At 54.1% G+C, this 23,526-nt stretch carries 24 protein-coding genes; 17 read left to right on the top strand and 7 right to left on the bottom strand.

The annotated features are described in order from the left end of the window. Nucleotides 1-62 precede the first annotated feature (62 nt). On the top strand, nucleotides 63-347 hold the full coding sequence (locus DG177_RS06625) for a BolA/IbaG family iron-sulfur metabolism protein (protein ID WP_108812818.1): 285 nt from the start codon (nucleotides 63-65) through the stop codon (nucleotides 345-347). 5 nt (nucleotides 348-352) lie between these two features. Then, the gene (locus DG177_RS06620; RefSeq protein WP_337659022.1) at nucleotides 353-724 is read left to right on the top strand and encodes a cupin domain-containing protein; all 372 of its coding nucleotides are present in this window, start codon (nucleotides 353-355) and stop codon (nucleotides 722-724) included. A gap of 22 nt (nucleotides 725-746) precedes the next feature. Here DG177_RS06620 and DG177_RS06615 read toward each other — a convergent pair whose 3' ends face one another. Continuing rightward, the gene (locus DG177_RS06615) at nucleotides 747-1,802 is read right to left on the bottom strand and encodes a DUF2332 family protein (RefSeq protein ID WP_108810772.1); all 1,056 of its coding nucleotides are present in this window, start codon (nucleotides 1,800-1,802) and stop codon (nucleotides 747-749) included. A gap of 40 nt (nucleotides 1,803-1,842) precedes the next feature. Between DG177_RS06615 and hisG the strand changes: the two genes are divergently transcribed. The 8 genes from hisG (at nucleotide 1,843) to DG177_RS06575 (ending at nucleotide 10,320) form a co-directional block, all read left to right on the top strand. After that, the gene (gene hisG / locus DG177_RS06610; protein ID WP_108810771.1) at nucleotides 1,843-2,493 is read left to right on the top strand and encodes an ATP phosphoribosyltransferase; all 651 of its coding nucleotides are present in this window, start codon (nucleotides 1,843-1,845) and stop codon (nucleotides 2,491-2,493) included. Continuing rightward, complete coding sequence (gene hisD / locus DG177_RS06605; protein ID WP_108810770.1) at nucleotides 2,493-3,791, top strand: histidinol dehydrogenase; 1,299 nt, start codon at nucleotides 2,493-2,495, stop codon at nucleotides 3,789-3,791. The genes hisG and hisD overlap by 1 nt, the downstream gene beginning before the upstream one ends. A 20-nt stretch (nucleotides 3,792-3,811) precedes the next feature. After that, nucleotides 3,812-4,339, top strand: a complete 528-nt coding sequence (locus DG177_RS06600; RefSeq protein WP_108810769.1) for a DUF1993 family protein — start codon at nucleotides 3,812-3,814, stop codon at nucleotides 4,337-4,339. Continuing rightward, nucleotides 4,336-4,785, top strand: coding sequence for a transcription antitermination factor NusB (gene nusB, locus DG177_RS06595; RefSeq protein ID WP_108810768.1), 450 nt, complete (start codon nucleotides 4,336-4,338; stop codon nucleotides 4,783-4,785). The genes DG177_RS06600 and nusB overlap by 4 nt, the downstream gene beginning before the upstream one ends. Before the next feature lie 91 nt (nucleotides 4,786-4,876). Beyond that, entirely contained in the window at nucleotides 4,877-5,812 is a 936-nt protein-coding gene (gene thiL / locus DG177_RS06590; protein ID WP_108810767.1) for a thiamine-phosphate kinase, read from the top strand. A gap of 158 nt (nucleotides 5,813-5,970) precedes the next feature. Next, complete coding sequence (locus DG177_RS06585; RefSeq protein WP_108810766.1) at nucleotides 5,971-8,088, top strand: sodium-translocating pyrophosphatase; 2,118 nt, start codon at nucleotides 5,971-5,973, stop codon at nucleotides 8,086-8,088. 142 nt (nucleotides 8,089-8,230) lie between these two features. Beyond that, a complete protein-coding gene (locus DG177_RS06580; RefSeq protein ID WP_337658574.1) occupies nucleotides 8,231-9,448 on the top strand; it encodes a GNAT family N-acetyltransferase in 1,218 nt (405 codons plus the stop codon). Next, nucleotides 9,445-10,320 (top strand): cupin-like domain-containing protein, encoded by an 876-nt coding sequence (locus DG177_RS06575; RefSeq protein WP_108810765.1) that lies wholly within the window; start codon nucleotides 9,445-9,447, stop codon nucleotides 10,318-10,320. Before DG177_RS06580 ends, DG177_RS06575 begins: the two co-directional genes overlap by 4 nt. A 375-nt stretch (nucleotides 10,321-10,695) precedes the next feature. Here DG177_RS06575 and DG177_RS06570 read toward each other — a convergent pair whose 3' ends face one another. Both DG177_RS06570 and DG177_RS06565 read right to left on the bottom strand, forming a co-directional pair. Next, a complete protein-coding gene (locus DG177_RS06570; RefSeq protein ID WP_108810764.1) occupies nucleotides 10,696-11,139 on the bottom strand; it encodes a hypothetical protein in 444 nt (147 codons plus the stop codon). Between the two features lie 124 nt (nucleotides 11,140-11,263). Further along, a complete protein-coding gene (locus DG177_RS06565) occupies nucleotides 11,264-13,819 on the bottom strand; it encodes a TonB-dependent receptor plug domain-containing protein (RefSeq protein ID WP_108810763.1) in 2,556 nt (851 codons plus the stop codon). Nucleotides 13,820-14,039: 220 nt separating this feature from the next. Here DG177_RS06565 and infA point away from each other — a divergent pair, with 220 nt between their 5' ends. The 7 genes from infA to DG177_RS06530 are packed head-to-tail and all read left to right on the top strand — an operon-like array spanning nucleotide 14,040 to nucleotide 19,517. Next, entirely contained in the window at nucleotides 14,040-14,258 is a 219-nt protein-coding gene (gene infA, locus DG177_RS06560) for a translation initiation factor IF-1 (protein ID WP_108810762.1), read from the top strand. A gap of 32 nt (nucleotides 14,259-14,290) precedes the next feature. After that, the gene (locus DG177_RS06555; protein ID WP_108810761.1) at nucleotides 14,291-14,872 is read left to right on the top strand and encodes a Maf family nucleotide pyrophosphatase; all 582 of its coding nucleotides are present in this window, start codon (nucleotides 14,291-14,293) and stop codon (nucleotides 14,870-14,872) included. Further along, complete coding sequence (locus DG177_RS06550) at nucleotides 14,862-15,875, top strand: ribonuclease E/G (protein ID WP_108810760.1); 1,014 nt, start codon at nucleotides 14,862-14,864, stop codon at nucleotides 15,873-15,875. Before DG177_RS06555 ends, DG177_RS06550 begins: the two co-directional genes overlap by 11 nt. A 46-nt stretch (nucleotides 15,876-15,921) precedes the next feature. Next, entirely contained in the window at nucleotides 15,922-16,557 is a 636-nt protein-coding gene (maiA, locus tag DG177_RS06545; RefSeq protein ID WP_108812815.1) for a maleylacetoacetate isomerase, read from the top strand. Continuing rightward, a complete protein-coding gene (locus DG177_RS06540; RefSeq protein WP_108810759.1) occupies nucleotides 16,554-16,964 on the top strand; it encodes a GFA family protein in 411 nt (136 codons plus the stop codon). Before maiA ends, DG177_RS06540 begins: the two co-directional genes overlap by 4 nt. Before the next feature lie 3 nt (nucleotides 16,965-16,967). Beyond that, the gene (locus DG177_RS06535; protein WP_108810758.1) at nucleotides 16,968-19,064 is read left to right on the top strand and encodes a TonB-dependent receptor domain-containing protein; all 2,097 of its coding nucleotides are present in this window, start codon (nucleotides 16,968-16,970) and stop codon (nucleotides 19,062-19,064) included. A gap of 9 nt (nucleotides 19,065-19,073) precedes the next feature. After that, a complete protein-coding gene (locus DG177_RS06530) occupies nucleotides 19,074-19,517 on the top strand; it encodes a MarR family transcriptional regulator (RefSeq protein WP_108810757.1) in 444 nt (147 codons plus the stop codon). Nucleotides 19,518-19,595: 78 nt separating this feature from the next. Here DG177_RS06530 and DG177_RS06525 read toward each other — a convergent pair whose 3' ends face one another. The 4 genes from DG177_RS06525 to DG177_RS06510 are packed head-to-tail and all read right to left on the bottom strand — an operon-like array spanning nucleotide 19,596 to nucleotide 23,509. After that, nucleotides 19,596-20,582, bottom strand: a complete 987-nt coding sequence (locus DG177_RS06525) for a type II secretion system F family protein (protein WP_108810756.1) — start codon at nucleotides 20,580-20,582, stop codon at nucleotides 19,596-19,598. Between the two features lie 17 nt (nucleotides 20,583-20,599). Next, a complete protein-coding gene (locus DG177_RS06520) occupies nucleotides 20,600-21,571 on the bottom strand; it encodes a type II secretion system F family protein (protein WP_108810755.1) in 972 nt (323 codons plus the stop codon). A gap of 40 nt (nucleotides 21,572-21,611) precedes the next feature. Further along, entirely contained in the window at nucleotides 21,612-22,901 is a 1,290-nt protein-coding gene (locus tag DG177_RS06515; RefSeq protein ID WP_108810754.1) for a pilus assembly protein CpaE, read from the bottom strand. Continuing rightward, nucleotides 22,901-23,509 carry a CpaD family pilus assembly lipoprotein gene (locus tag DG177_RS06510; RefSeq protein WP_108810753.1) on the bottom strand — a complete coding sequence of 203 codons (609 nt, stop codon included), beginning with the start codon at nucleotides 23,507-23,509 and terminating at the stop codon, nucleotides 22,901-22,903. The genes DG177_RS06515 and DG177_RS06510 overlap by 1 nt, the downstream gene beginning before the upstream one ends. Between the last annotated feature and the right edge of the window lie 17 nt (nucleotides 23,510-23,526).

The following is a 23,526-nucleotide window of genomic DNA, read 5'->3' as shown; positions in this document are numbered from 1 at the left end:
TGTCCGGTTATTGAGGCGAGATGGCGGTTCGCAAATGCTGGTGAAGCCTCTATATAGGCATGATGGAAACAGAATCAAAAGGCCCCGTGGCCGCGGAAATCGAAAAACGTCTTTTAGAGGCGCTATCGCCTGCATCGCTGAATGTTATCAACGACAGCGCCAAGCATCATGGCCATGCCGGCGATGACGGCAGTGGTGAGTCGCACTTTACGGTGGAAATTGCTTGTACCGCCTTTGAAGGCCAATCCCGGCTCAATCGCCAACGGATGGTCAACAAGGCGCTTGGTGATCTGATGCGCGACAAGGTGCACGCTATGGCTATCAAGGCCACGGTGCCGGGAGAGTGAGCGACATGACATGTCTGAGCAAGGTCAATCTCAAAGACGCTTTTGCAACCTTCTCCGACCATTGGTCACCCAAAATCGCTGGCGATATCAACGATGCGCAGGTGAAGCTGGCGAAATTTGAAGGCAAATTTGATTGGCATCATCATGAAAATGAGGATGAGCTGTTTCTTGTGATTGCCGGAACCATGCGCATGGGCTTGCGTACCGGTGATGTGGATGTCGGGCCCGGTGAATTCATCATCATCCCGCGCGGGGTTGAGCATTGTCCTGAGGGTCTGGATGGCGAGTGTCATGTTGTGTTGCTCGAACCCAAGACGATATTGAACACGGGCAATGTGGTGACAGATAAGACCGTGACCGAGCTGGATCGGCTATAATCAGCGGAGAATGGCTGGGGTTTTAAGACCTTCCCAACCATTTCACCCACGCACCATGCGCGTGGGCTTCGCCAAGTTTGACCGGATCGCCGCAGTCCGGCCAATGCCTGACAATCAATTCATGACGATAGGTTTCGCGATTGGCTTCTAGCGACAGCCAGGCCAGCGGCCTTTCTGTGGTTGCCTGGGCTCCGGCCTCTTCCATCGCCTGTTTGATCCGTTCGCGCCCAGCTTTGGGGATATATTGCCAGACGATTGAATGGACCAGTACCCGCGTGACACCGGCGGTTTGAGGCTTGGCCAGCTGATCGATCATCCAATCATCGGCGCTCGCGCCTTCCAGGTTGGGTGACTGATCGTTGACCAGATTTATGGCGGTCTTCATCCGCTCGAAGCGCACCGTATGTTCGGGCCAGATATAGGCTGTCAGACGGCTAGCTTGCGCGGGATCAGTGAGATCAACCGGCGCGATGTCACAGCCGCGCAGCGAGTCAAAGGCAAAGGGTACATCGGGCGGCGGCGGCCCCTGCCATTCGGGTGCGAAAGAAAGAGACGCATTGCCAGGACCGACAGAAACCCCACCAAGATCATAGTGATAGCGGTCGATCATCAGGTTCAGGCCAGCACTGGAACCGATTTCGAGCAGCTCGTAGCGCGGCGGCAGACCTTGCTGGGTCAACCAGAGCAGCCCTGCGATATAGGAGGAGGATCGTCCTGCTTCGTTGGTCTGCGGAGGGGAATCGAGCCAAGGCAGTAACTGGGCTTCATCGGTTGCGATAGTTTCGGCTATGATCTTTTCTGCATTTTTGGCAGCCTGTTCATCGCCGTTGTAAATCCCGGAAAGCCGATCATGCTGTCCCGCCAGATGTAGTGCATGAAAACCGCCCGCGACGCGCAAGGGCAGGGCGTCGGCCAGCGGATTGCCATCCCATCCAAGTACTCGGCGGCCCAATATTGTACCTTCGTCCAGTGCTCCGATAATCGCTTCGACGATCCGGCCGGTAATCGGCGCGCCATTGGAACGACAATATTCTATCTGGTTGGTGAAGGCGTCCTGTATCTTTTGCTGGTTAGACATATTGCCCTTTCCGGTATGAAGCCCTAATGCGTCGGCTTCTATGACCACACCCCTGATCTTTGCAATCCCCAAGGGACGGATTCTCGATGAGGCCTTGCCAATGCTGGCCAAGGTCGGGATCGAACCTGCGCCCGAATTTTTCGATAAGGCCAACCGCAGCCTGATGTTCGGCACCAATCAGGCGCATGTCTCGATTATCCGGGTGCGCGCCTTTGATGTGGCGACATTCGTTGCCCATGGCGCGGCGCAAATCGGTATTGTCGGATCGGACGTGGTCGAAGAATTCAACTATAGCGAGCTTTATGCGCCGGTTGATCTGGGCATAGGTCGTTGCCGTCTGTCAGTGGCGCAGCCTAAGGATGATGCCGACCAGATCGGCAATATCTCGCACATAAGGGTCGCGACCAAATATCCTAATCTGACCAGCCGCCATTTTGAGGCGCAGGGCATTCAGGCGGAATGTGTGAAGCTAAACGGCGCGATGGAACTTGCGCCCTCGCTTGGCCTGTCGCGGCATATTGTCGATCTGGTCGAGTCCGGCAGCACGCTCAAAGCCAATAATCTGATCGAAACCGATCGCATTATCGATATTTCCGCGCGGCTGGTGGTAAACCGGGCGGCCTTCAAGATGCGCAGCGAGGAGCTGACCGGGCTGGTCCAGAAATTCCGCGAACTGGTGGGACAGGTATAATGGCTTTGCGGCTTTCCACCTCGGATGCCGGTTTTGCCGATGCCTTTGACGCGCTGGTGAATGCCCGCCGGGAAGCGGACGCCGATGTATCAGCGGATGTCGCTGCGATCATCAAGGACGTACGGGTGAGCGGAGACGAGGCAGTGGCCCGGCTTACACAGAAATTTGACGGCCATGATCTGGAATTCACCGGCTGGAAGGTCTCAGTTGCCGAATGCGAGGCAGCTCTGGATGGTCTTGATCCCAACCTGCGGATCGCCCTTGAGCTGGCAGCCATTCGCATTCGCGACTATCACGAGGGGCAAAGGCCCGACAATCGCGACTATCGTGATGACGCCGGGGTACGCATCGGCGCACGCTGGAATGCGGTTGAGCGGGCCGGCATCTATATTCCAGGTGGCAGAGCGGCCTATCCGTCATCTGTACTCATGAACGCAATACCGGCCAAAGTGGCGGGCGCTGATCGGGTCATCATGGTCACGCCCACGCCGGGCGGAGAAGTCAATCCGCTGGTATTGGCAGCAGCCCAAATTGCCGGTGTCGATGAAATCTGGCGGATCGGTGGAGCGCAGGCGGTGGCTGCATTGGCCTTTGGAACGGAGAAAATCACTCCTGTTGATGTCATCACCGGTCCTGGCAATGCCTGGGTCGCGGAAGCCAAACGGCAGGTTTATGGCGTGGTCGGTATCGACATGGTCGCTGGGCCTTCCGAGATCGTGGTGGTTGCGGATGGCCAGAATGATCCGGAATGGATCGCGGCTGATTTGCTATCCCAGGCGGAGCATGATCCTACGAGCCAGTCGATATTGTTCACCGATGATGCCGGTTTTGCTGACAAGGTCGCGGCGCATATCGATGCGCAGCTGGCAGAATTAGCGACGAGCAAAACAGCAACCCAAAGCTGGGCCGACAACGGTGCGATCATTTTGGTGGACCGGCTCGAGCAAGCCATGCCGCTGGTTGATCGTCTGGCCGCCGAGCATCTTGAGCTGGCTTGCGATGATCCGCAGGCCTTGTTCAACAAAGTCCGACATGCCGGTTCGGTATTTTTGGGACGCCATACGCCAGAGGCCGTCGGTGATTATGTTGCTGGACCCAACCATGTGTTACCTACTGGAAGGCGCGCACGTTTCTCGTCAGGCCTTTCCGTGACCGATTTTATGAAACGGACCAGTTTTCTGGAATGCGATGAAGCGGCGCTTGAAAAAATTGGCCCGGCGGCCGTTGCTCTCGCCGAAGCAGAAGGCTTGCCTGCTCATGCCACCAGTGTGCAAAAGCGGCTCGACGCGCGCCGATAATCAACAGAGAGACCGAGACTATGAACATTTCATTATATGACGCAGTTATTCCGTCACAGCTTCAGATTATTGCAGCCGTTCGCGCGCTGGTCGATAAGGCAAAAACACATTGTGAAGAGACCAGCACTGCTGCAGAAGAAATTATCGGTGCCCGGTTGATTAAAGACATGCAGCCTTTTTCCTACCAGGTGAAATGTTGCCGTGAGCATTCGCTAGGCGCGATAGAGGCTGCGCGTGAAGGCGTGTTTACCCCCAGCCTGGTGGCGCCGCCAGACAGCTGGGAGGGGCTTTACGAAAAGCTCGACGAAGCGAAGGCCGGGCTTGAAAAGATTGACGAAGCAGAGATGGCCGGTTTTGTTGGACAGCCAATGGAATTCCGTTTCGGAGAGACCGTCATGCCATTTACTGTCGAAAATTTCCTGCTCAGTTTCGCGCAACCCAATTTCTATTTTCACGCAACCACGGCCTATGATCTCCTTCGTGAACGCGGGTTCCGGATCGGCAAAATGGATTTCGTGGGTGTTCCGCGAATAAAGCTGCCAGCATGACCGCGAAATCAAATACCCGTTCCACCGCCCGACTTGCTGCGGTTCAGGCTCTTTTCCAGCACGACATGGAAAAGACACCGGTGCCGCGCCTGTTGAAGGAATTTCACGACCACCGTCTGGGCGCCGAAATTGAAGATGCTCAATATCGTCCAGTGGAGGTTGATTTCTTTGACGATGTCGTCGTTGGAGTGTCCGAAAAACGCGATGAAATCGATGCGCTGATCTCCGGAAAACTGGCATCCGGCTGGTCTATGGGGCGTCTCGACAAAACTATGTTGCAAATTCTGCGCGCCGGGGCCTTTGAATTGATGGCTCGGGACGATGTCCCGACGGGGACGGTAATCACTGAGTATGTTGACGTCGCACATGCCTTTTTCGATAAGAAGGACAGCGGGTTCATAAATGGATTGCTGGACGCAATAGCGAAGCAGGTTCGGGGCAGCTGAGGGGCTGACAATAACACGATCCTGCTTGGCAGGGGAGTGTGAGTGTTAGTATTAGATGTGGGGCACATCTTCATTGTGAAGGGGGCCTCAATTGACCGAACTAGACTTTATTGACCAGTTGAAAGCACTGGCGACCCACCCGGCTGCACGCGGCTTGGCCGATGATGCGGCAGTATTGCCATTTGGCCGGCACAAGCTCGTTATAACCCATGACATGATGGTTGAGGACGTGCATTTTCTTTCCAGTGCGGACCCCGCGGATGTTGCGTGGAAGCTCGTAGCCGTGAATCTGTCCGATCTGGCAGCCAAAGGCGCGAAGCCGCTGGGCATATTGATGGGTTATTGCCAGACCGGTGATGATGTTTGGGACGCCGCTTTTGTCCGGGGGCTGAAAGAGGTAATTAGCCATTTCTGCGTACCGCTGCTTGGCGGTGATACTGTATCGGCGGGAGAGAATGGCAAGAGGACCTTGGGACTAACCGCGTTTGGTGAAGCCAAAGGGCATATCATTCCGGCCCGATCCGGCGCAGCACCGGGGCATAGCATCTATGTAACAGGTGAGATTGGTGATGCATGGGCGGGACTGCAAATTGCTCGCGGTAAAGTGCATGCAGCGGATATCGAGACATCAGCGGCCTTGTTAAAAGCGCACAACCGACCAGAGCCAAAACTGGACGATGGAAGGGCTTTGTCCTCGTTGGTCAGCACAATGATGGATATCTCCGACGGTCTGCTGCTCGATGCTTCGCGGATCGCTAAGGCCAGCAATGTTAATCTGGAAATTGATCTGGACCGGGTTCCACTTTCAGAACCTTTCAAGACGCTGTTCGGCGAAGGTGAGGATGCGAGGCTGAATGCGGCAACAGGCGGCGATGACTATCAATTGCTGCTGACCGCCAGCCCGGAAACTGTTTTACCCATTAACGTGACGCATATTGGTCAATGCAGACCAGGTTCGGGCGTGTCTCTGGTGCAGAAAGGGGAGCGTATCGGTTTGCCGGAAACCTTGGGTTTCGTGCACGCCTGATCATCTCCATTTCCGACCAATTTACAAGGTATCTGAAATGCTAGGTTATACCTATAAAAACAGGGGTTGCGCCACACGCTTCACGCTTTATAAGTTTCCGCGATATTGCCCCTATTCTGGGGCTTTTCATTATAAAATATAGGGGGAGAAGAGCAGCAATGACTGTTGTCACCATTTCAATAATATGCGGTTTAATTGCCGTTTTATATGGGTTTATTACAAGCCGTCAGGTGCTCGGTGCACCCGCTGGCAATGAAAAGATGCAGGACATTGCTGCGGCCATTCAGGAGGGTGCGCAAGCCTATCTGAATCGGCAATATCGGGCGATTGGTATCGTTGGGGTTGTTGTCGCGGTTATCGTTTACTTGTTCCTTGGCGGAATTTCGACCGTCGGTTTTCTGGTTGGTGCGATCTTATCCGGTGTCGCTGGCTATATCGGCATGAACATCTCAGTTCGCGCCAATGTAAGAACGGCACAGGGGGCAAGCGAAAGCTTGCAGACTGGTCTGACCGTTGCTTTTCGGGCAGGCGCCGTAACTGGCATGCTCGTTGCTGGTCTTGCGTTGCTTGCCATTTCGATATTCTATTGGGTGCTGACGACGCAATTAGGCCTTGAACCGAAAAGCCGCACCGTGATTGATTCGCTGGTGGCTTTGGCTTTTGGCGCTTCGCTGATTTCGATTTTTGCGCGTTTGGGCGGTGGTATCTTTACCAAAGCGGCAGACGTTGGTGCCGATCTGGTTGGTAAGGTTGAAGCCGGTATTCCTGAGGATGATCCACGCAACCCAGCGACGATCGCCGATAATGTCGGCGACAATGTCGGTGACTGTGCTGGCATGGCTGCCGATTTGTTCGAAACCTATGTTGTGACCGTTGGTGCAACGATGGTGCTTCTCGCGCTCACATTTGGTGACCTCGTTGGTAATGCAATGCTGAATAGCTTGATGTCCCTGCCTCTTATTGTGGGCGGTGTTTGCATCATCACTTCGATTATCGGCACCTATATGGTCCGTTTGGGCAGCAGCAACAACATCATGGGCGCTTTGTACAAGGGCTTTGTGACCACCGCTGTTCTGTCGATCCCGGCAATCTACTATGTGACCATGCGGTCGGTCGGCGATATGAATGCAGTCATCGGTGCGGGTCTTGATGGCTCTGGCGGTTTCACCGGCATGGCGCTGTTCTGGTCGATGATGGTCGGTCTGGCTGTTACTGGTTTGATTATCTGGATCACCGAATATTATACCGGTACAGAATATCGCCCAGTGCGCTCGATCGCAAAATCATCAGAGACCGGTCACGGTACTAACGTGATCCAGGGTCTGGCTATTTCCATGGAAGCAACCGCATTGCCAACATTGGTAATTGTGGTTGGCATCGTGGTGGCGTTCCAGCTTGCTGGTCTGATCGGCCTGGCCTTTGCGGCAACATCTATGTTGGCTCTGGCAGGCATGGTTGTGGCGCTCGACGCTTACGGTCCGGTAACTGACAATGCTGGCGGTATCGCCGAAATGTCAGGTCTGGATGAAAGCGTTCGGGACAAAACCGATGCTCTCGATGCTGTGGGTAACACCACCAAAGCGGTTACCAAGGGCTATGCCATTGGTTCTGCTGGTCTGGCAGCGCTCGTCTTGTTCTCGGCTTACACGGCCGATCTCAGGGAGTTCTTCCCGGATCTGCAAGTCAGCTTCAGCCTCGAAAATCCTTATGTGATTGTCGGTCTGCTGCTCGGTGCGCTGTTGCCTTATCTCTTCGGAGCCATGGGCATGACCGCTGTGGGCCGTGCTGCCGGTGACGTTGTTGTCGATGTCCGCGATCAGTTCGCTAAAGACAAAGGCATTATGGATGGCTCATCACGTCCGGATTATGCCCGTACCGTTGACCTTGTAACCAAGGCGGCGATCAAGGAAATGATCTTGCCATCGCTGCTTCCGGTTCTGGCTCCGATTGTGGTCTATTTCGTGGTCACCGCGGTATCGGATCAGGCCAACGGCTTTGCGGCTCTGGGCGCATTGCTCCTTGGCGTGATCGTCTCTGGTCTGTTCGTTGCTCTGTCGATGACAGCAGGCGGCGGCGCATGGGACAATGCGAAGAAATATATCGAAGACGGCAATCATGGCGGCAAGGGCAGCGAAGCCCATAAAGCGGCTGTGACGGGCGATACGGTAGGTGATCCCTATAAGGATACTGCTGGCCCAGCCGTGAATCCGATGATCAAAATCACCAATATTGTTGCCCTGTTGCTGCTCGCAGCGCTGGCACATGGTATGGCTTAAGCCAAATCGACATATTGGTCTAAAAGACCCCGCTGGAAGCGATTCCGGCGGGGTTTTTCTTTGGGCTGACTAAATTGCCGTCGTTAATCGCTTATTACCCTATTTTTGCTAGCAAATAGCCAGACCAGATAGGGCAGTAATTATGGATGCAGGCGGGTTGCAGACCCAAGGTGATGAGGCGCTTCATTGTGAAACGTCCGATCGCGTATGCCTGATGTCCTCAGCTACAGCTGAAATGCTACCCATCGCTTCGATTGACGAGCTGCTGATCCCATCATGGCAAAAGCTGGCGAAGAATGTTGTTGAACCCAATATCTTCTATGAGAGCTGGATGCTGGAGCCGGCGCTGAAACATTTCAGCTTCCATCCGGAGCTGCACCTGTTTCTGTTCTGGGCAGGAGTTCCGCATAAGTCCGACCTGCTTGGCCTTTTGCCCGTCGGGCCATCTCGACAATTTGGTCGCTGGCCTGTACCTTTTGTCCAGAATTGGACGCATCATAACAGTTTTCTCGGAACGCCGTTGGTACGCCGTGGATTTGAGAATCAATTCTGGACGGCCTTGTTCAAGGCGCTGGATGATCAAAACTGGCCGGGCTTCCTGCATATCCGTGGATTAACGATCGGAGGACCGTTGGATCAGGCACTGCGCTCCGAATGCACCCGCCAAAGCCGCCGCTGCGATCTGGTGCATAGCGAAGCACGGGCGCTGCTGCAGAGCGATATGGGTGCTGAGAACTATTACACAGCGAATGTGCGCGGCAAGAAACGCAAAGAATTGCGCCGTCAGGCCAAACGACTGGGGGAAATGGGTGATTTGCAATTTGCCCATCATCGTGATGACAGCGACCTCAACAGCTGGATTGACGATTTCCTGAGACTGGAGCGAAGGGGTTGGAAGGGCCAGAATGGTTCTGCACTGGACTGCGCCGATGATACGCGCCGCTTCTTCCGTGAAACCCTATTTGGTGCGACCAGTTCCGGCCAGCTGGAGCGCCATGACCTGCGTCTTGATGGCAAGCCGCTGGCCATGCTGGTCAATTTCCTGTCGAGTAAGGGAAGCTTCTCTTTCAAAACGGCTTTTGATGAAGATTACGCCCGCTTTTCCCCTGGTGTCCTGTTGCAGATCGAAAATCTCAATATTCTCGAAAGGCGTGACATTGAGTGGATGGATAGCTGCGCTGCGGAAGATCATCCGATGATCGACAGCCTGTGGTCTGACCGTCGTCATATAGGTCGTTTTTCGGTTGAACTGAAGGGCTTGTCGCGTACGGCAATGTTTCGCGGTGTCCGGTTAGGGGAAGACCTGATGGCACATCTTAAAGGTCGTGAGATTGTCGATATCATGCAGGTGCAACAATGAACCAGATTTTGGGAAAAGACGCTTTCAGCAGCCCCGTTTTTGGCGAGAATATGCGCCAGCAATTTTCCGCCTGCTATCCCGAACAGCCGCAGTTGCTCGATCACGGGATGGCGACAAATGCGCTGCTTACGCTGGAAGCATTGGCCAAACTGGGAGCGACACTGCCCAAAGCCAGTGTCGAGTATAATCCCGGCGATCTGCCGGTTGGAATAGCTCCGGCTGATGTGCCCGACAATGGGATGTCCATTGCCGATACGATTTTGATGATCGAAAATTCGGCGAGTTGGGCCGTGCTCAAAAATATCGAGCAAGTACCGGAATATGAAGCACTGCTCTTGTCGTTATTGGCTGAGATCAAACCGATATTGGAAAGCAAGACCGGCAAGATGCTGCGGCCGCAAGGTTTTATCTTTGTATCCTCACCAGATGCCATGACGCCTTATCATTTTGATCCGGAGCATAACATCCTGCTGCAATTGCGCGGCGATAAGACGATGACGGTTTTCCCTGCCGGTGACGAGACATTCGCTCCAGCCACCTCCCATGAATCCTACCATATAGGCGGACCGCGCAATCTGGTTTGGCAAGATGGATTTGCAGACCAAGGCAAAGCTTTTCACCTGACGCCGGGCAAAGCGATTTTCGTTCCAGTGATGGCTCCACATTTCGTCAGAAACGGGTCGCAGCCCAGCATATCGCTGTCGATTACCTGGCGCTCGGACTGGAGTTTTGCAGAGGCCGATGCACATGCATTTAATCATATGCTGCGGGGTTGGGGGTTTAGCCCGAAAGCGCCAGGGCGGTTCCCGGCGCGCAACAGTGCTAAGGCCATAAGCTGGAGAGCACTGCGAAAATTGGGTCTGGTGAAATAGGTCACCGCAAGTGGTCGAATTTCGAGGAAGTTGACGGTATTTACACGGTCTATTGGGGTGGTTTTCCCTTGTAGTTTTCCCGGTGGAGTTTTCCCAAAGTTCACACAGATCACACGCCTCCATACTCGCGTGAGATCGGATGAAGTTGACAATGTGCACAAGCTGCTTTGGCGTGATTTTGGTGCAAAATTTGCTTCCAAAGTTCACACAATTCTCACCCTGCTGCGGGCGGGTGCACAGGATTGTCATATCAATATTCAAAGCTGAGAAAGAGCCTTGGAAATGATATCATAGACGTACAGCTGTAGGAAAGCGTCCCGTCACAATAATGGTACGGGACGCTCTCGCAATTGACGCTAGAAACCTCAGTTTGGCCTAGGCTTCTTCCTCGTCATCTTTCTTGCCAAACAAGGTTGAGTATATTCCGAGAAGAATCAGCAAGCCGGCCGGAAAGACGCCCCACATATGTTTCCATCTTGAGAAGCTGTAACCTTCTGTTGGATCCGAACCCAGTTTTGATTTGAGCTGCTCTAGCTCTTCATCATCGAGCGGCAGATATGCATAGCCATCTTCAGTTTCGGTGTAGAGCACGAACGTCTCTGTCGTTTCTTCGGCCCAAAGTGGTATGAACAAGAGGCTGGTCTCTTTGTACATATAGCCAACATCGACAAAACTGCCGTCGATCTGATATTCGTCCGTATCCGGTAGATTTTCGACCAAAGCTATTTCTTGATTGGTCGTTCCACGTTTGCGGGCCTCGGCTGGTTGCGATACCGCAATCGTTACAAAAACACCAATAATTACAGCAAGATATCTCATATTTTCCCCCTTTTGAAGCGGCGACGATAGCTTGCACATTGGCCGTGTAAGTGATGTACATCACAGGGCATAAATATTTTTGGTCGAGGGCGGGGGTGATGTCACATTCCGCCAGATTGGTGACTTAAAACCGTTTGCGAAAACTCAGTTCGACATAGCGTCCGATTGGATCAACAAAACCGCGTTGATAGCTGAGCGGGACCAATCCGTTGCTGTCCCGTACGTCCTGAATATCATCGAAAATATTATCGATGCGAAAGGCAATACGACTGCCTTTGAGAAACTTGAATTTCTCGGTCAGACTGCCGCGGTTATCAAGGTTGATGAAGCTCCGCAGATTGAGTGTTGTCAGGTCGGAAAACCGCAAGTCAGAGCTGGTGAGCCCGCCATCTACGCGGGTGGCGGTTTGATGCTCGACTTGAATCCGAAAACCAATACCGTTGTTAAACCAACGGCCTTGCAACTCGAATTCGTGACGGGGTTGGCCGCCAGTCGATCCAATGGCCGACCCGTCCAGCAAATCGAGCTCTTCAACTCCGGGGCGGATCAAAACGCGTTCGTCGAGATGAACGGTGTGATAGGCAGACACGCGCCAGCGCCCACCGCCGCGCCTACCGGCCCGACCTCCGCCGCGCGGCGGTCGACCGGCCCGCGCGCCGGATCGTTCTGCTCGGGACTGATCCGTTTCGGGTCGTCCAGTCTCGGCTGTACCCTGAGGCGGTCGCCCATTGCTTCGCGGCCGTCCGCCATCACCAGCTCCTCGACGACCACCACCTGCACCGCGCAGTCCGCGACCGCCACGCCGCTGGCCAAACCGTTTGGAAAATTCCAGGCCATAGCGAACGCTCTCGCTGCGCACGTTGCTGTAACTGACCGGACGCCGATCAATGGCGATCAGGCGGCCGGTATCATCACGAGTAACACGATCAGGGAAAGCCGTTTCGATTTCTTCGGTCAACAGGGGGAAGTCGGATGCAACATTCTCGCTGTTATTGCGGATATATTCGGCCAGGAAAGTCAGATCATCCAGCCATTGTGGGCTGTAGTTGACCGCCAGTTTGATATCGCGCCTTTTTTCCGCAGGCAGGCTCAGATTACCCCCCGTGGTAATGCTAGCCAGCACGGTTTCGCCATTGGTAAAGTCAAAAGTGGTCACATTGGGCGTAATGATGATCGGATTGCCGAGTTGCTGAATGGTCGGCGCAGCTTCTTCCCCGATGGCTGAAGCGGTGAAGACGAGGCCGTCTATCGGCTCCCAGTTGAGCCCAAAACCAAACTCCACCAGTCCGCCGAAATCGGAAAGTTCACTATAGCCTAGATTACCGTTGATCGAGAGCTCGCCGATGATTTCAGCGACATCGATATTCTCTTCGGCCAGCGGAATGTCAATATTGATTCCGGCATTAAAATTGTCCCGGCCCAGATTGCTCAACGTGGTCACGCCATCAGTGGTGTCGCGGCTGTCGAGATCCTGCCGACTATAGCCGCCGCGCAAAGTTGTGGTGACGGAACCGGAAGGCAGGTCGATAAGCGTACCGGATAGGGTCGCCAGAGATTCCAGCGTGTTGCTCAACGATCGCGCTTCATCAGTGATCGGGGCAGACAGCAATGCGCCAAAATCTGTGGCAAACGGGTCCGCTGTGCCGGCGTCAACCGCAGCCTGTAGCGCACTGATATCACCGCTATTGTCGGTCGCGGTTTCGGTTTCCTCTCGTGCATAGTCGGCGGTCAACGACCAGCGCCAACCGGACGATGTACCGTTCAGGACCGCGCCGCCCTGAAATGTGTTGGTCTCGACCGTTTTACGCAGCGGACCAAATTGAGAGAAATAGCGAAACAGGCTCTCATCCGCGGCTGACCGTGCAAACGGACTGGTTGCCGGAATATCCAGCGTGCCGCTGGCCAGGCCCAGCAGAGCGCGGGACTTGTCGTAGATATAGCCACCGTTGAGCGACAGGGACATGCCATTGGCGAAGGTTCGGCTGTAATTGCCGTTAAATTCCAAAGTGTCGGTAGGTGCGCTGAGCGTACGGAAATTTCCGAGATTGACCAGGTCGCCAGCTGCATCCTGAATGATGTCGCGCTCGGCCTCGGTAATCGCTGTCTGCGTTTCATATTCGATATTCAGGTTTAACCGGCTGTTTTTGCCAATGCGGGTAAAGGTGGACTCCAGTTCCGCCTTGCCCTGATCCCCAAGGGTCGGGATACCATATTCGGTCTCGGCGCTGAGTCCGGTATAGTCGTCTTGCAGAATGAAATTGATGACGCGTTGATCCGGCGCATAGCCATATTGCAGGGCGAGTTCTTCGGGGAACACTTGAACACTCTTTATCGCTTCGGGTGGCAGATCGCGGATATCGCGGAAACCGGATGTACGCTGGCCATTGATCAGAACAATCGGCCGCCCGCTACCCCGACCGCGATTGGAACTGGTTTGCGAACTGAGCTCGCCGATCAGGTCTTCGACCGAAGATACACCATAGCTGGCGATATCGTCGGCATCGAGTTCGACGATCGGTGGCACCTCCGTGATAACCGATCCGCGCAGGCGCTCGGCAGTAACGACGATATCCTCATCATAGCTATCATCATCATTTGTTTGGGCATGAACAGGAAGCGCAATCATGACGGAAAGGGCCAATATGCTGGCCCCGACAAACCGGGGGGCGTTTTGTATCATGTGAATCGCTCTAATAATCTGAGGCGTTGAGGGAATATGGCCAAAATGCCGTGGCGTGGGGATATGCTCAACCCAATGTTTGTAATAATTTGTCGCAAGGGCGGGACATCGCCAAATTTTACACGGCGCAGCAAATCCTTCCCTTTTGTCGAAATTGGGTTTATGGCGCACCGCAACAGGTCGAAAAATCAACGAATCAATAGGGATAAAGTAAAGCCGAATGGCAAAAGAAGAATTATTAGAAATGAAGGGGATGATCCGCGAATTACTCCCCAACGCGATGTTCCGGGTCGAATTGGAAAATGGTCACGAAGTTCTCGGCCATACCGCTGGCAAGATGCGCAAAAACCGCATTCGTGTGCTGGTGGGCGACGAAGTGCTCGTTGAACTCACACCTTATGACCTGACCAAAGGTCGTATCACCTATCGCTTCAAATAAGCGCGGGATGCTGCCGTGACGCGGCTACGCTCATGAAACTTGTTCTGGCATCATCCAGCCCGCGCCGGCTGGAGCTGCTCGGCCGTCTGGGCGTGAAGCCTGACCGGATCGCTTCTCCTGATATTGATGAAACACCGTTGAAGGGTGAGCTGCCCCGTGATTATGTGCTGCGCATGGCTCGGGAAAAGGCCGCTGCCGTGAAACGCGCAGATGGTGAAGTCCTGATTGCTGGCGATACCATCGTTGCGGTGGGTCGGCGGATATTGGGCAAGGCCGAAAATGAGGCGGAACAGCGTCAGTTTCTGAAACTCATGGGCGGACGGCGCCATCATACAATGTCGGCAGTCTGCGTGATTGCAGCGGACGGAACTATGCGGACAAAATTGTCGGATAATATCATCAAGTTCAAGCGTTTCGAGGACAGCGAAATTGATGGTTACATCAAGTCCGGCGAGGGGCAGGGCAAAGCCGGTGGCTATGCCATTCAGGGGCTTGCTGAAGCCTTTGTGATTTCAATCAGTGGCAGTTTTAGCGGGATCATGGGTTTGCCGCTTTATGAGACGCGTAACTTGCTGATCTCCTCGGGCTATCCGCTCGATCAAGATGACAGCTGATTTCAGAAATGGCTGGCTTTTTGAAGCCGGTATCGGTGAAAACCGCGCTGCACAAATCACAGATGGCGAACTGGTTGCAGTGCGCATCGAGCGTGAGAGGGTTAGCGCGAGACTAGGGGCCGTTGTCGATGCGCAATTTACCGAACAATGGGTCGCCGGCACATCCGGCATCGTAACATTGGAAAGCGGTGAACAATGCTTGTTGCAACCGCTGCCGAAAGGCCTGACCGAAGGTGCCGCAGTGCGGGTCGAAATTGTCCGCGAGGCTCTGGACGAGAAAGGCGGGCAATCGAAACGGGCGAAGGTGCGGCCGGTGGATCAAGGCAGTGCTCTGGTGCAAGGACCAAGTCTGCTCGACATCATCCAGGCCAGCGGAGAGCCCATCCATCAGCTTCACGCACATGAGCCTGATAGACTGGCGGACTATGGTTGGCATGAGGCGATGGAACAGGCCGAAACCGGGCGGATTGATTTTGACGGCGGCAGTTTGCTGATTTCGCTTACGCCCGCAATGACAGTCATTGACGTGGATGGGCCTCTCAAACCGTTTGAGTTGGCCAAGCGTGCAGCGAAAGAGATTGCGCTGGCGCTGACCCGGTTTGACATTGGCGGCTCGATTGGCGTCGACTTTCCAACCCTGCAAGCCAAGGCTGAACGGACGGAAGTCTGCGCGATATTTGATCAGCATATGACCAGCAATTGTGAGCGGACGGCGATTAACGGCTTTGGCTTCATGCAGGTGGTCAGCCGCAAGACTGGACCCTCTGTTCTGGAAACCGTGCAGGCAGATAAAGTGCTGAGCACCACCATCGCGCTCTTGCGTCAGGCAGAACGAACGCAGGGAACAGGGGAAATACAACTGGTGGTGCATCCGGCGGTAGCGGCGAAGCTGAACCACCGGCAGCCTTGGCTGGATATGCTGACAAAGCGCACCGGTCGCAGCGTTTCGGTTGCCGCCAAAGGCGACATCGCCATCCACGATGGACAAATCGCATCTGCATAACCCGCCGCACTTGCAATTTCATGGCTTGCTCTGCACAAGCCGTTTCATGACAGATATCATCCTCTTCGACTATTGGCGCAGCTCCGCGAGCTACCGGGTGCGGATAGCGCTTAATCTGAAAGGCATCGCCTATCAGTCAGCATCGACAAATTTGCTCGACGACAGCACCAAACAGGCTGACTATATTGCTCGCAATCCGCAAGGGTTCATACCGATGCTGCATATTGACGGGCAGGACCTGACCCAGTCACTGGCGATTATCGATTATCTGGATGCGACACATCCGGAGCCGCCCATGGTGTCGAGCGATCCGCTGGAACGCAGCCGGACACTGGCACAGGCACTGGTGGTAGCGGCGGATATTCATCCGGTGAATAATCTTCGGATCATGAAATATCTCAAAAATGAAATGGATCAGGATCAGGAAGCGATCAATATCTGGTATCGCAACTGGGTAAGCGAGGGTTTCAAGGCTCTGGAAGCCATGGCACCGGATGCAGGTTTTTTCGGCGGTGATGCGCCAAATTTGGCCGACGTTTGTCTGGTCCCGCAAATGTATAATGGCCGTCGGTTTGAAACAGATATGACGGCCTTTCCCAAACTCGTGCGGATTGATGCCGCGTGCAATGAACTGGCGGCGTTTCAAAAAGCGGCACCGGAAGCGGTGAAGGAACTATCATGAAAATTGAAGGTGGCTGTTATTGCGGCGCGGTGCGCTACAAAGCCGAAGGCGAACCGATGATGAGGGCAGAATGTTTCTGCCGCGAGTGCCAGTACATCACCGGCGGCGGAAATTTGCTGGTCATGGCAATGCCGGTGGAAGGCTTTGAACTGACCAAAGGTGCGGTAAAGGGATTTACCCGCGATGATATCGAGAATGCCGTCACGCGCGAATTTTGCGAAAATTGCGGGACGCATCTCTTCACCCGCGCACCGGGATTTGCAGCAGGCGTGATCATCAAAGTTGGATCCTTGGATGATCCCAGTGTCTTTGGTAAAGCCGAGAGCGCCAATTATGTCTGCGATGCGCAGCCTTATCACCGATTGCCGGACGATATGCCCGTCAACCAGAAGTGGATGCATAGTTAAGTCATGAGAAAATTAGTTTTGGCGTTGCCGTTGATTGCGCCCGTTTGTCTTTTGAGTGTTCCGGCCATGGCGGAATCTACTGCAGATTCTGCGGCTTTGACCACAGAGAGCATTACCGTAACTGGCTTGCCGCTGCCGGATGCAGACGATGCTTATAGTATCATTATAATCGAGCTGGACGCAGATGAGCGCATTGAGAATATTTTGCGCGCGGTTCCTGGCTTGCAGCAATTCCGGCGATCCGATGCGCGCTCTGCAAACCCGACAAGTCAGGGAATTACTATTCGCGGCCTCGGCGGCAATGCGTCTTCACGTGCGGTACTTTTACTGGATGGGGTTCCGCAAGCCGATCCATTTGGCGGCTGGGTCGCTTGGCCGGGCTATGACGCGCTGGCGTTAAGCTCTGCGCGGGTGACGCGCGGCGGTGGCAGTGGAACCGAAGGTTCTGGTGCGATTGCTGGAACTGTTGAGCTGTTCAGCAAAGATGTCGGCAACCTGATCGAAGCAGGCATAGCTTATGGCAGTCGTGACAGCGTCGAGGCGGACCTGCTGTTTGGCCGCGAACTGGGGCAGGGGCAGCTCACCATATCTGCGAACTATGCACGCGGTGATGGCTTTACGCCGATTATCGAAAGCCAGCGCGGCGATGTCGATCGTCAGGCGGAATATGAGCAGGCCGGTATCGCTGTACGCTATGTCGCCCCGCTATCCGACAATACCGAATTGCAGGCCAATGTCCGCGCGTTTACCGATGATCGGGAACGCGGCTTTGCGTTTAGTGAAAATCACAATGATGGCGCGGATGCCAGCATCCGTCTGGTCAATCGCTCTGATACCGGCTGGCAATGGTCGGCCTTGGGCTATGTACAGATCCGTAATTTTGACGTTAGCTTCGGCGGCGTTGCAGCGGATCGCAACAGTGTCCGCCGGGTTTTTGAACAGTTTAACGTCCCCTCAACCGGCCTTGGTGCAAGGTTTGAAGTGCGGCCTCCTGTCGGTGAAGCGATAGAATTGCGGATAGGCGGCGACTGGCGGCGGACAGAAGGGGAGACGAACGAGAATTTCTTCTTCCTCGACGATGACACGCCCCGTCGAAGCCGCAACGCGGGCGGTTCGACTGCGACCTATGGCGCGTTTGTCGAGGCCAGTGTTCAGGCCACAAAGGCGCTCACGCTGACTGGCGGTGGCCGGATTGATTTTTGGACTATTGACGATGGTTTCCGCAAAGAGATTGAACTGATCAATCCCTTCCCGGGTTCCGTGCGGACCGATGCGCAATTTGATAATCGCGACGGCACCGAATTTACTGCTCGTGGTGGTTTTGCATATGGCGCGACCGATCATTTGACCTTGCGCGGTGCGGCCTATCTTGGCTGGCGCTTGCCGACATTGAACGAACTGTTCCGTCCTTTCCGCGTTGGTCCAGATGCGACCGCGGCGAATGAACTGCTTGAACCGGAACGGGTGAAGGGTGCGGAGCTGGGGCTGGATTGGGATAGTGAATTTGTTTCTATCGGCATCACGGCATTCTACAACCAACTGGATGATGCGGTTGCCAATGTGACGCTGGACACGGGACCGGGTTTGTTTCCCGGCGTTGGCTTCGTTTCTGGTGCAGGGGTTTTTCGCCAGCGCCAGAATTTGGATTCCATCGAATCCAAAGGAATTGAAATCGACACCGAATTTGATCTCGGCAGTCTGGTGAACAATCTGTCTGCTCGCGCCGCCTATTCCTATGTCGATGCGGAAGCAAATGCCTCCGGTGATGCTGTAGCAGTCGATGGACTGCGTCCTGCACAGATACCGGAGCATAATGCGTCCGCCAGCCTGCTTTGGGAGCAGGACAATGGAACCGGGGGATCGGTTTCTCTGCGTTACATCGGTAACCAGTTTGAGGACGACCAAAACACCCGTCGTCTCGATGATGCGTTCACCGTCGATGGGCGTCTCGCTTTTGCAGTGAATGATCGTCTGTTGGTCGAAGGGCGGGTTGAAAATCTGTTTGATGCGCGGGTAGAGACCGCTATTAGTAGCAGCAATATTATCGAACGTGCGTTTCCAAGGACATTTTGGATTGGACTTCGCACCAAAATTGAATAAATATTACTTATGACCACAAATCTTGATGATTTCATTCCTTATCAGCTATCTACTGCGTCCAACGCGGTAAGCGATCTGATTTCCAATGAATATAAGAGCCGTTTCGGACTGAAAATACCCGAATGGCGGGTTATGGCTGTTCTGGGTAGCCGGGGTGCCTCAACCCAGCGGCATCTTGTTGAAGCCACTTTGATGGACAAGGTGACGGTCAATCGTGCCGTTAAGACACTGGTGGACCGGGAATTGCTGGATCGCAGTCCCAATAATGCCGATGGCCGCTCACATCATTTGGTGCTGAGCCAGACTGGCCGGGATCTTTATGACCAGATTATGCCGGCTGCAGAGGCGATGGAAAAGAAAATCATGACCGTGTTGAGCGCTGATGACCAACGACAATTGTCCGCAATGCTTGCGAAGATCAAACAGTCTGCGGACGATATTGCCGCCGCCTGAGACGGGACTGAAATTACAGACAAAAAAAGAGCGGCTGTTGAAGGCCGCTCTTTTCGTTTTTGAGATTGGTGATCTTCGCTACAACATTGTATCCGAGATCGAACAGGCCGCTGGGCCAAGGATCACGATAAACAGCGTTGGAAGAATGAACAAAATTAGCGGAATCGTCATGATTGCCGGTAACCGGGCCGCTTTTTCCTCAGCGCGCATCATCCGGTCGTTCCGGAATTCGGCCGACAGCACCCGCAGGGCAGATGCTAGCGGTGTACCATATTTCTCCGTCTGGATCATCGTCGTGACCACGCCTTTGACATGCTCTAACGCCACACGATAAGCGAGGTTCTCGAATGCCTGACGGCGTTCAGTCAGAAAGCCCAGCTCAATGGATGTCAGCGAAAACTCATCCGCCAGTTCTGGATAGGCGTCACCCAATTCCTTGGCGACGCGAGCAAAAGCAGCGTCTACAGTCAAGCCGGCCTCAGCACAAATCACCAGCAAATCAATCGCATCGGGTAGACCCTTACGGACCAGATCGGTCCGCTTGGAAATCAGGTTGTTAAGGTAGACATCAGCCCCTTTGTAGCCCGCGATGCAGGCACCGGCAAAGCCAGCGAATTTCTTGATCGGCGTCCAGTCGGGCATATAATCAAAGCCATAAAGGGCGAGAGCGGCACCACCTCCCAGAATGATTGGCAGCACCATTCGGCTGAAAATAACGGCGTAAGCCAGATCTTTCGAACGGATACCGGCCTGGGCCAGCTTCTGTTGCGATTCTTTGAGCTGATCATCCTGCAAAACCTTGAGGGATGACAGCAAGCCGCGCATCCGGTCGGTTGTGTCATTTTGCTGAATGAGCTTCGCACGCTTCTTTGTCGTCGAGGCGGTGATACCAGCCTTGAGCTGTTCGCGGCGTTCATTCAGCGATTTGACTCGTTTCGCCATGGGATCGCGAACGGTGACGGCAGCATAGATTGCAAACATCACGGCGACTGACGCAACGCCAGCTAGGATCGTTGCCACCCAGAGGACGTCTATTCCCAGTAAAGTTGGACCACTTTCGGGCATTGCTTTACACCTTCCCCTTAGATTTCAAAGTTGACCATTTTGGCCATGATGAACACACCAATGCTCATCCAGGTCAGTCCGCCAATTCCTGCGATAATCAGGCGTTCCTCGTAAAAGAAACCGGCGAGATAGGACGGGTTGACCGAGTAGACCAATCCGAAGACGATGAATGGCAATGAACCGACAATATAGGCGGATGCTTTTGATTCAGACGACATCGCCTTGATCTTCAGTTTCATCTGGCCACGCTTACGCAAAACATCTGCCAGGTTAGCGAGTGTTTCTGCCAAGTTACCACCAGTTTCCCGCTGAATCGCGAGGGTGATGCAGAAAAATTTGAATTCCGCTGTATCCAGTCGCTTTGCGCTTTCGCCTAGCGCATCTTCCATCGTCCGGCCAATTTTAATCCGGTCAACAACCTTGGCAAATTCTTCACCAACAGGGCCGTCAATTTCCTTGGCGACCACGCCAATGGTCTCGGTGACGGGCAGACCTGACCGCAGACCACGAACCAGAAGTTCAATTGCATCAGGAAAAGACGCTGTAAATTTGCTGACGCGCATACTGATCAGAATGCCAACGATCATATGTGGCAGTCCAACTCCCACGGCAAGTCCGCCAAAGAGGCCTAGAAGCACCGGAGCGCCCTGGAATAGAAGGCCGCCAGCCACAAGAACAGCAAGGCCGCCACAGACAGCGAAAAACTGTTTGATTGACCATTCACGGCCAGTCCGGTCCAGGCGAATGGCCAGCATGTCCATTTTCGACAGCGTTTCGCCGGTTGGTCGATGATTTTTCCGGCGGGCACTGACCGCCTTTTTCATCTGTTCTTCCATCTTGGCATTGGTGCTTTCCGAATGACGGAAGCGCACTTTATCCAGACGCTTTGCCTTCGCCGTAGCCTCTGAAGGGCCCGCAAACGCAAATACGATAAGCATCAGGAAGACCAATATTCCGGCGCCAAGGATGGCGGTTTGAATCAAATCCATTGGTTGCGTCCTTGCATATTAGAAAGAAACAGGCGGTGCATCACGATGCGGATGACTCGCCCTCTTTCTTTTTCTTCGAAGAGAGGAGTGATTTCACGCCACCAAATTTGTCCATCAAGGACCCTTTGGCTTTCTCTTCACTTTCGTCGCCTTCGGCTTCCACAGTTCCGAGAACATGTTCGGCCAAGTCAACGATTTTGCTGGTTGCCTTGCTGGATTTTCCGGCTTCGACAAAGGCTTGACCCAATTTGGCGGCATGAGCTGCTGCCTTCGGGTCAGACGGGATCATGATATCGATTTTGCGTTCAATCGAGTTCTCAAAATCCTGCCGGGAAATTTCCAATCCACCAGACTGCACCTTGTTGGCAACCACAATCACCTTGCTTTGTGCCGCATGGGATTTCAGCCATGACAGCAAGCGGATCGCATCGCGCGCTGAAGCCAAGGTCAGTTCCGTAACGATCACGGTTGCGTTCACATCGCCAAGCAGATGCGGATAGTTGATCAGCATTTCGCGCGGCAAATCAATAATGGTGCATTCAAAGGCAGCGCGGAATTCTTCCTGTAGCTGGAAAAATGCCGTACCATCCGTCATCATCGGTGAATTAATAGGCGCTTCCGCAGAGAGCAGGGAAAGCTTTTCATTCGCCTTGATCATAGCGCGTTCGATAAACAAACCGTCAATCCGGCTTGGATTGTCGATGGCGTCGGTCAGGCCGCGACCTGGTTCAAGGTCAAGTGCCAAGGCACCGGTGCCAAAATGAACGTCGAGGTCAAGAAGCGCGGTCAACCGCTCCTTCTCGTTGCTCAGCAACCATGCCAGTGATGTCGCAATGGTCGATGCGCCTACACCGCCGCGGGTTCCGATTACCGCTGTAGAAACATGTGGCTTTTCACTGCCCGCATCTTCTGCTTTCGGTGCGTTCAGAGTTGCCTGAGCCTGGCTCAATACATCGCGCAGCTGTTCTGGGCTGAATGGTTTCAGCAAATAGTCTTGCAGGCCACTGACAATCAAATCGCGATAGAGGCGGACATCGTTGACCTGGCCCATGGCGATAACCACTGTACCTGGCTCGCAAACCTCGGCCAGTGAGTTAATGTCAGCCAGCGGGTCACCTGATTCTGACAGATCGACCATCAAGATGTTGGGGCTCGCGGCAACCGAAAGCGATTGCACTGCATTACGCAGTCCACCTTTGTGACATTTGTCAGTTGGCCAACCCAATTCTTCTACGACAGGGCGCAGCAGATCGAGTGTGTCATCGTCGCAAACGAATGCGGAAAAAGGGTCACGCCCATTCACGGCACCGGGTTTCCAGGGAGCGTTCATTATAGGCCTCCAGCTTGTTTGGCTTTGTTACGATAGGCGCGGATGGCTTTCGATGCCTCCGCCTGATCTTCTCCGTCACGGGTTTGTCCGCGTACGAGATCTTCGGGATCCGCGATCATGGCGGCCATCGTGCTGTTCACACCACAACCATAATTCTCGCTCGTCCGAGCCTGAAAATCGGTATGGCTGCGATTGCTCCAGTCAGGACAACCGGGAACGCTTGCAGTAGACCGCGATACAACGACACGCATTGTACCGCTTGGAATTTCACCCTCGGTAACCGGAGCGATTTCACTGATCAGCAATCCTTTTTGTGCCGCCAAGGCTTCGACAGCGCCGCGAGCCGAGGCTCCGCCGTTGAAGTTTGGATCGTCGATTGCGATACGGTCACCGTAACCAAGCTCGAGCGCATCAAACCAGCCAGCAAGGCGGCGAAGTTCACCAGAAGGCAGCGATCCCGACCCGGCCGTATTGACGTCCAGAACAAAGTGGGACCGAGTCACAACCGGCTGCCGCTCGCTATTCACACTGCGGTTGGCTGTGTTGCTGCCGCAGGCTGCGACAGACAATCCGAGAGCGGTTACAACGGCTATAGAAACAAAACGCATGATGTATTCTCCTCAAA

It is taken from the genome of Sphingorhabdus sp. Alg231-15, from assembly GCF_900149705.1.
Classification (GTDB): domain Bacteria; phylum Pseudomonadota; class Alphaproteobacteria; order Sphingomonadales; family Sphingomonadaceae; genus Parasphingorhabdus.
The sequence above is the reverse complement of the archived record's forward strand: the minus strand, read 5'-3'. Positions and strand labels throughout refer to the sequence as shown.

What these genes read in the sequence shown, in the direction of transcription:
- DG177_RS06540 (WP_108810759.1), top strand. Translation starts at nt 16,554, where the DNA reads ATGAAAATTGAAGGTGGCTGTTATTGCGGCGCGGTGCGCTACAAAGCC.
- hisD (WP_108810770.1), top strand. Translation starts at nt 2,493, where the DNA reads ATGGCTTTGCGGCTTTCCACCTCGGATGCCGGTTTTGCCGATGCCTTT.
- DG177_RS06515 (WP_108810754.1), bottom strand. Translation starts at nt 22,901, where the DNA reads ATGAACGCTCCCTGGAAACCCGGTGCCGTGAATGGGCGTGACCCTTTT.
- DG177_RS06535 (WP_108810758.1), top strand. Translation starts at nt 16,968, where the DNA reads ATGAGAAAATTAGTTTTGGCGTTGCCGTTGATTGCGCCCGTTTGTCTT.
- DG177_RS06510 (WP_108810753.1), bottom strand. Translation starts at nt 23,509, where the DNA reads ATGCGTTTTGTTTCTATAGCCGTTGTAACCGCTCTCGGATTGTCTGTC.
- DG177_RS06615 (WP_108810772.1), bottom strand. Translation starts at nt 1,802, where the DNA reads ATGTCTAACCAGCAAAAGATACAGGACGCCTTCACCAACCAGATAGAA.
- DG177_RS06570 (WP_108810764.1), bottom strand. Translation starts at nt 11,139, where the DNA reads ATGAGATATCTTGCTGTAATTATTGGTGTTTTTGTAACGATTGCGGTA.
- DG177_RS06530 (WP_108810757.1), top strand. Translation starts at nt 19,074, where the DNA reads ATGACCACAAATCTTGATGATTTCATTCCTTATCAGCTATCTACTGCG.
- infA (WP_108810762.1), top strand. Translation starts at nt 14,040, where the DNA reads ATGGCAAAAGAAGAATTATTAGAAATGAAGGGGATGATCCGCGAATTA.
- hisG (WP_108810771.1), top strand. Translation starts at nt 1,843, where the DNA reads ATGACCACACCCCTGATCTTTGCAATCCCCAAGGGACGGATTCTCGAT.
- DG177_RS06580 (WP_337658574.1), top strand. Translation starts at nt 8,231, where the DNA reads ATGGATGCAGGCGGGTTGCAGACCCAAGGTGATGAGGCGCTTCATTGT.
- DG177_RS06620 (WP_337659022.1), top strand. Translation starts at nt 353, where the DNA reads ATGACATGTCTGAGCAAGGTCAATCTCAAAGACGCTTTTGCAACCTTC.
- DG177_RS06600 (WP_108810769.1), top strand. Translation starts at nt 3,812, where the DNA reads ATGAACATTTCATTATATGACGCAGTTATTCCGTCACAGCTTCAGATT.
- DG177_RS06550 (WP_108810760.1), top strand. Translation starts at nt 14,862, where the DNA reads ATGACAGCTGATTTCAGAAATGGCTGGCTTTTTGAAGCCGGTATCGGT.
- DG177_RS06625 (WP_108812818.1), top strand. Translation starts at nt 63, where the DNA reads ATGGAAACAGAATCAAAAGGCCCCGTGGCCGCGGAAATCGAAAAACGT.
- DG177_RS06525 (WP_108810756.1), bottom strand. Translation starts at nt 20,582, where the DNA reads ATGCCCGAAAGTGGTCCAACTTTACTGGGAATAGACGTCCTCTGGGTG.
- maiA (WP_108812815.1), top strand. Translation starts at nt 15,922, where the DNA reads ATGACAGATATCATCCTCTTCGACTATTGGCGCAGCTCCGCGAGCTAC.
- DG177_RS06555 (WP_108810761.1), top strand. Translation starts at nt 14,291, where the DNA reads ATGAAACTTGTTCTGGCATCATCCAGCCCGCGCCGGCTGGAGCTGCTC.
- DG177_RS06575 (WP_108810765.1), top strand. Translation starts at nt 9,445, where the DNA reads ATGAACCAGATTTTGGGAAAAGACGCTTTCAGCAGCCCCGTTTTTGGC.
- nusB (WP_108810768.1), top strand. Translation starts at nt 4,336, where the DNA reads ATGACCGCGAAATCAAATACCCGTTCCACCGCCCGACTTGCTGCGGTT.
- DG177_RS06520 (WP_108810755.1), bottom strand. Translation starts at nt 21,571, where the DNA reads ATGGATTTGATTCAAACCGCCATCCTTGGCGCCGGAATATTGGTCTTC.
- DG177_RS06565 (WP_108810763.1), bottom strand. Translation starts at nt 13,819, where the DNA reads ATGATACAAAACGCCCCCCGGTTTGTCGGGGCCAGCATATTGGCCCTT.
- DG177_RS06585 (WP_108810766.1), top strand. Translation starts at nt 5,971, where the DNA reads ATGACTGTTGTCACCATTTCAATAATATGCGGTTTAATTGCCGTTTTA.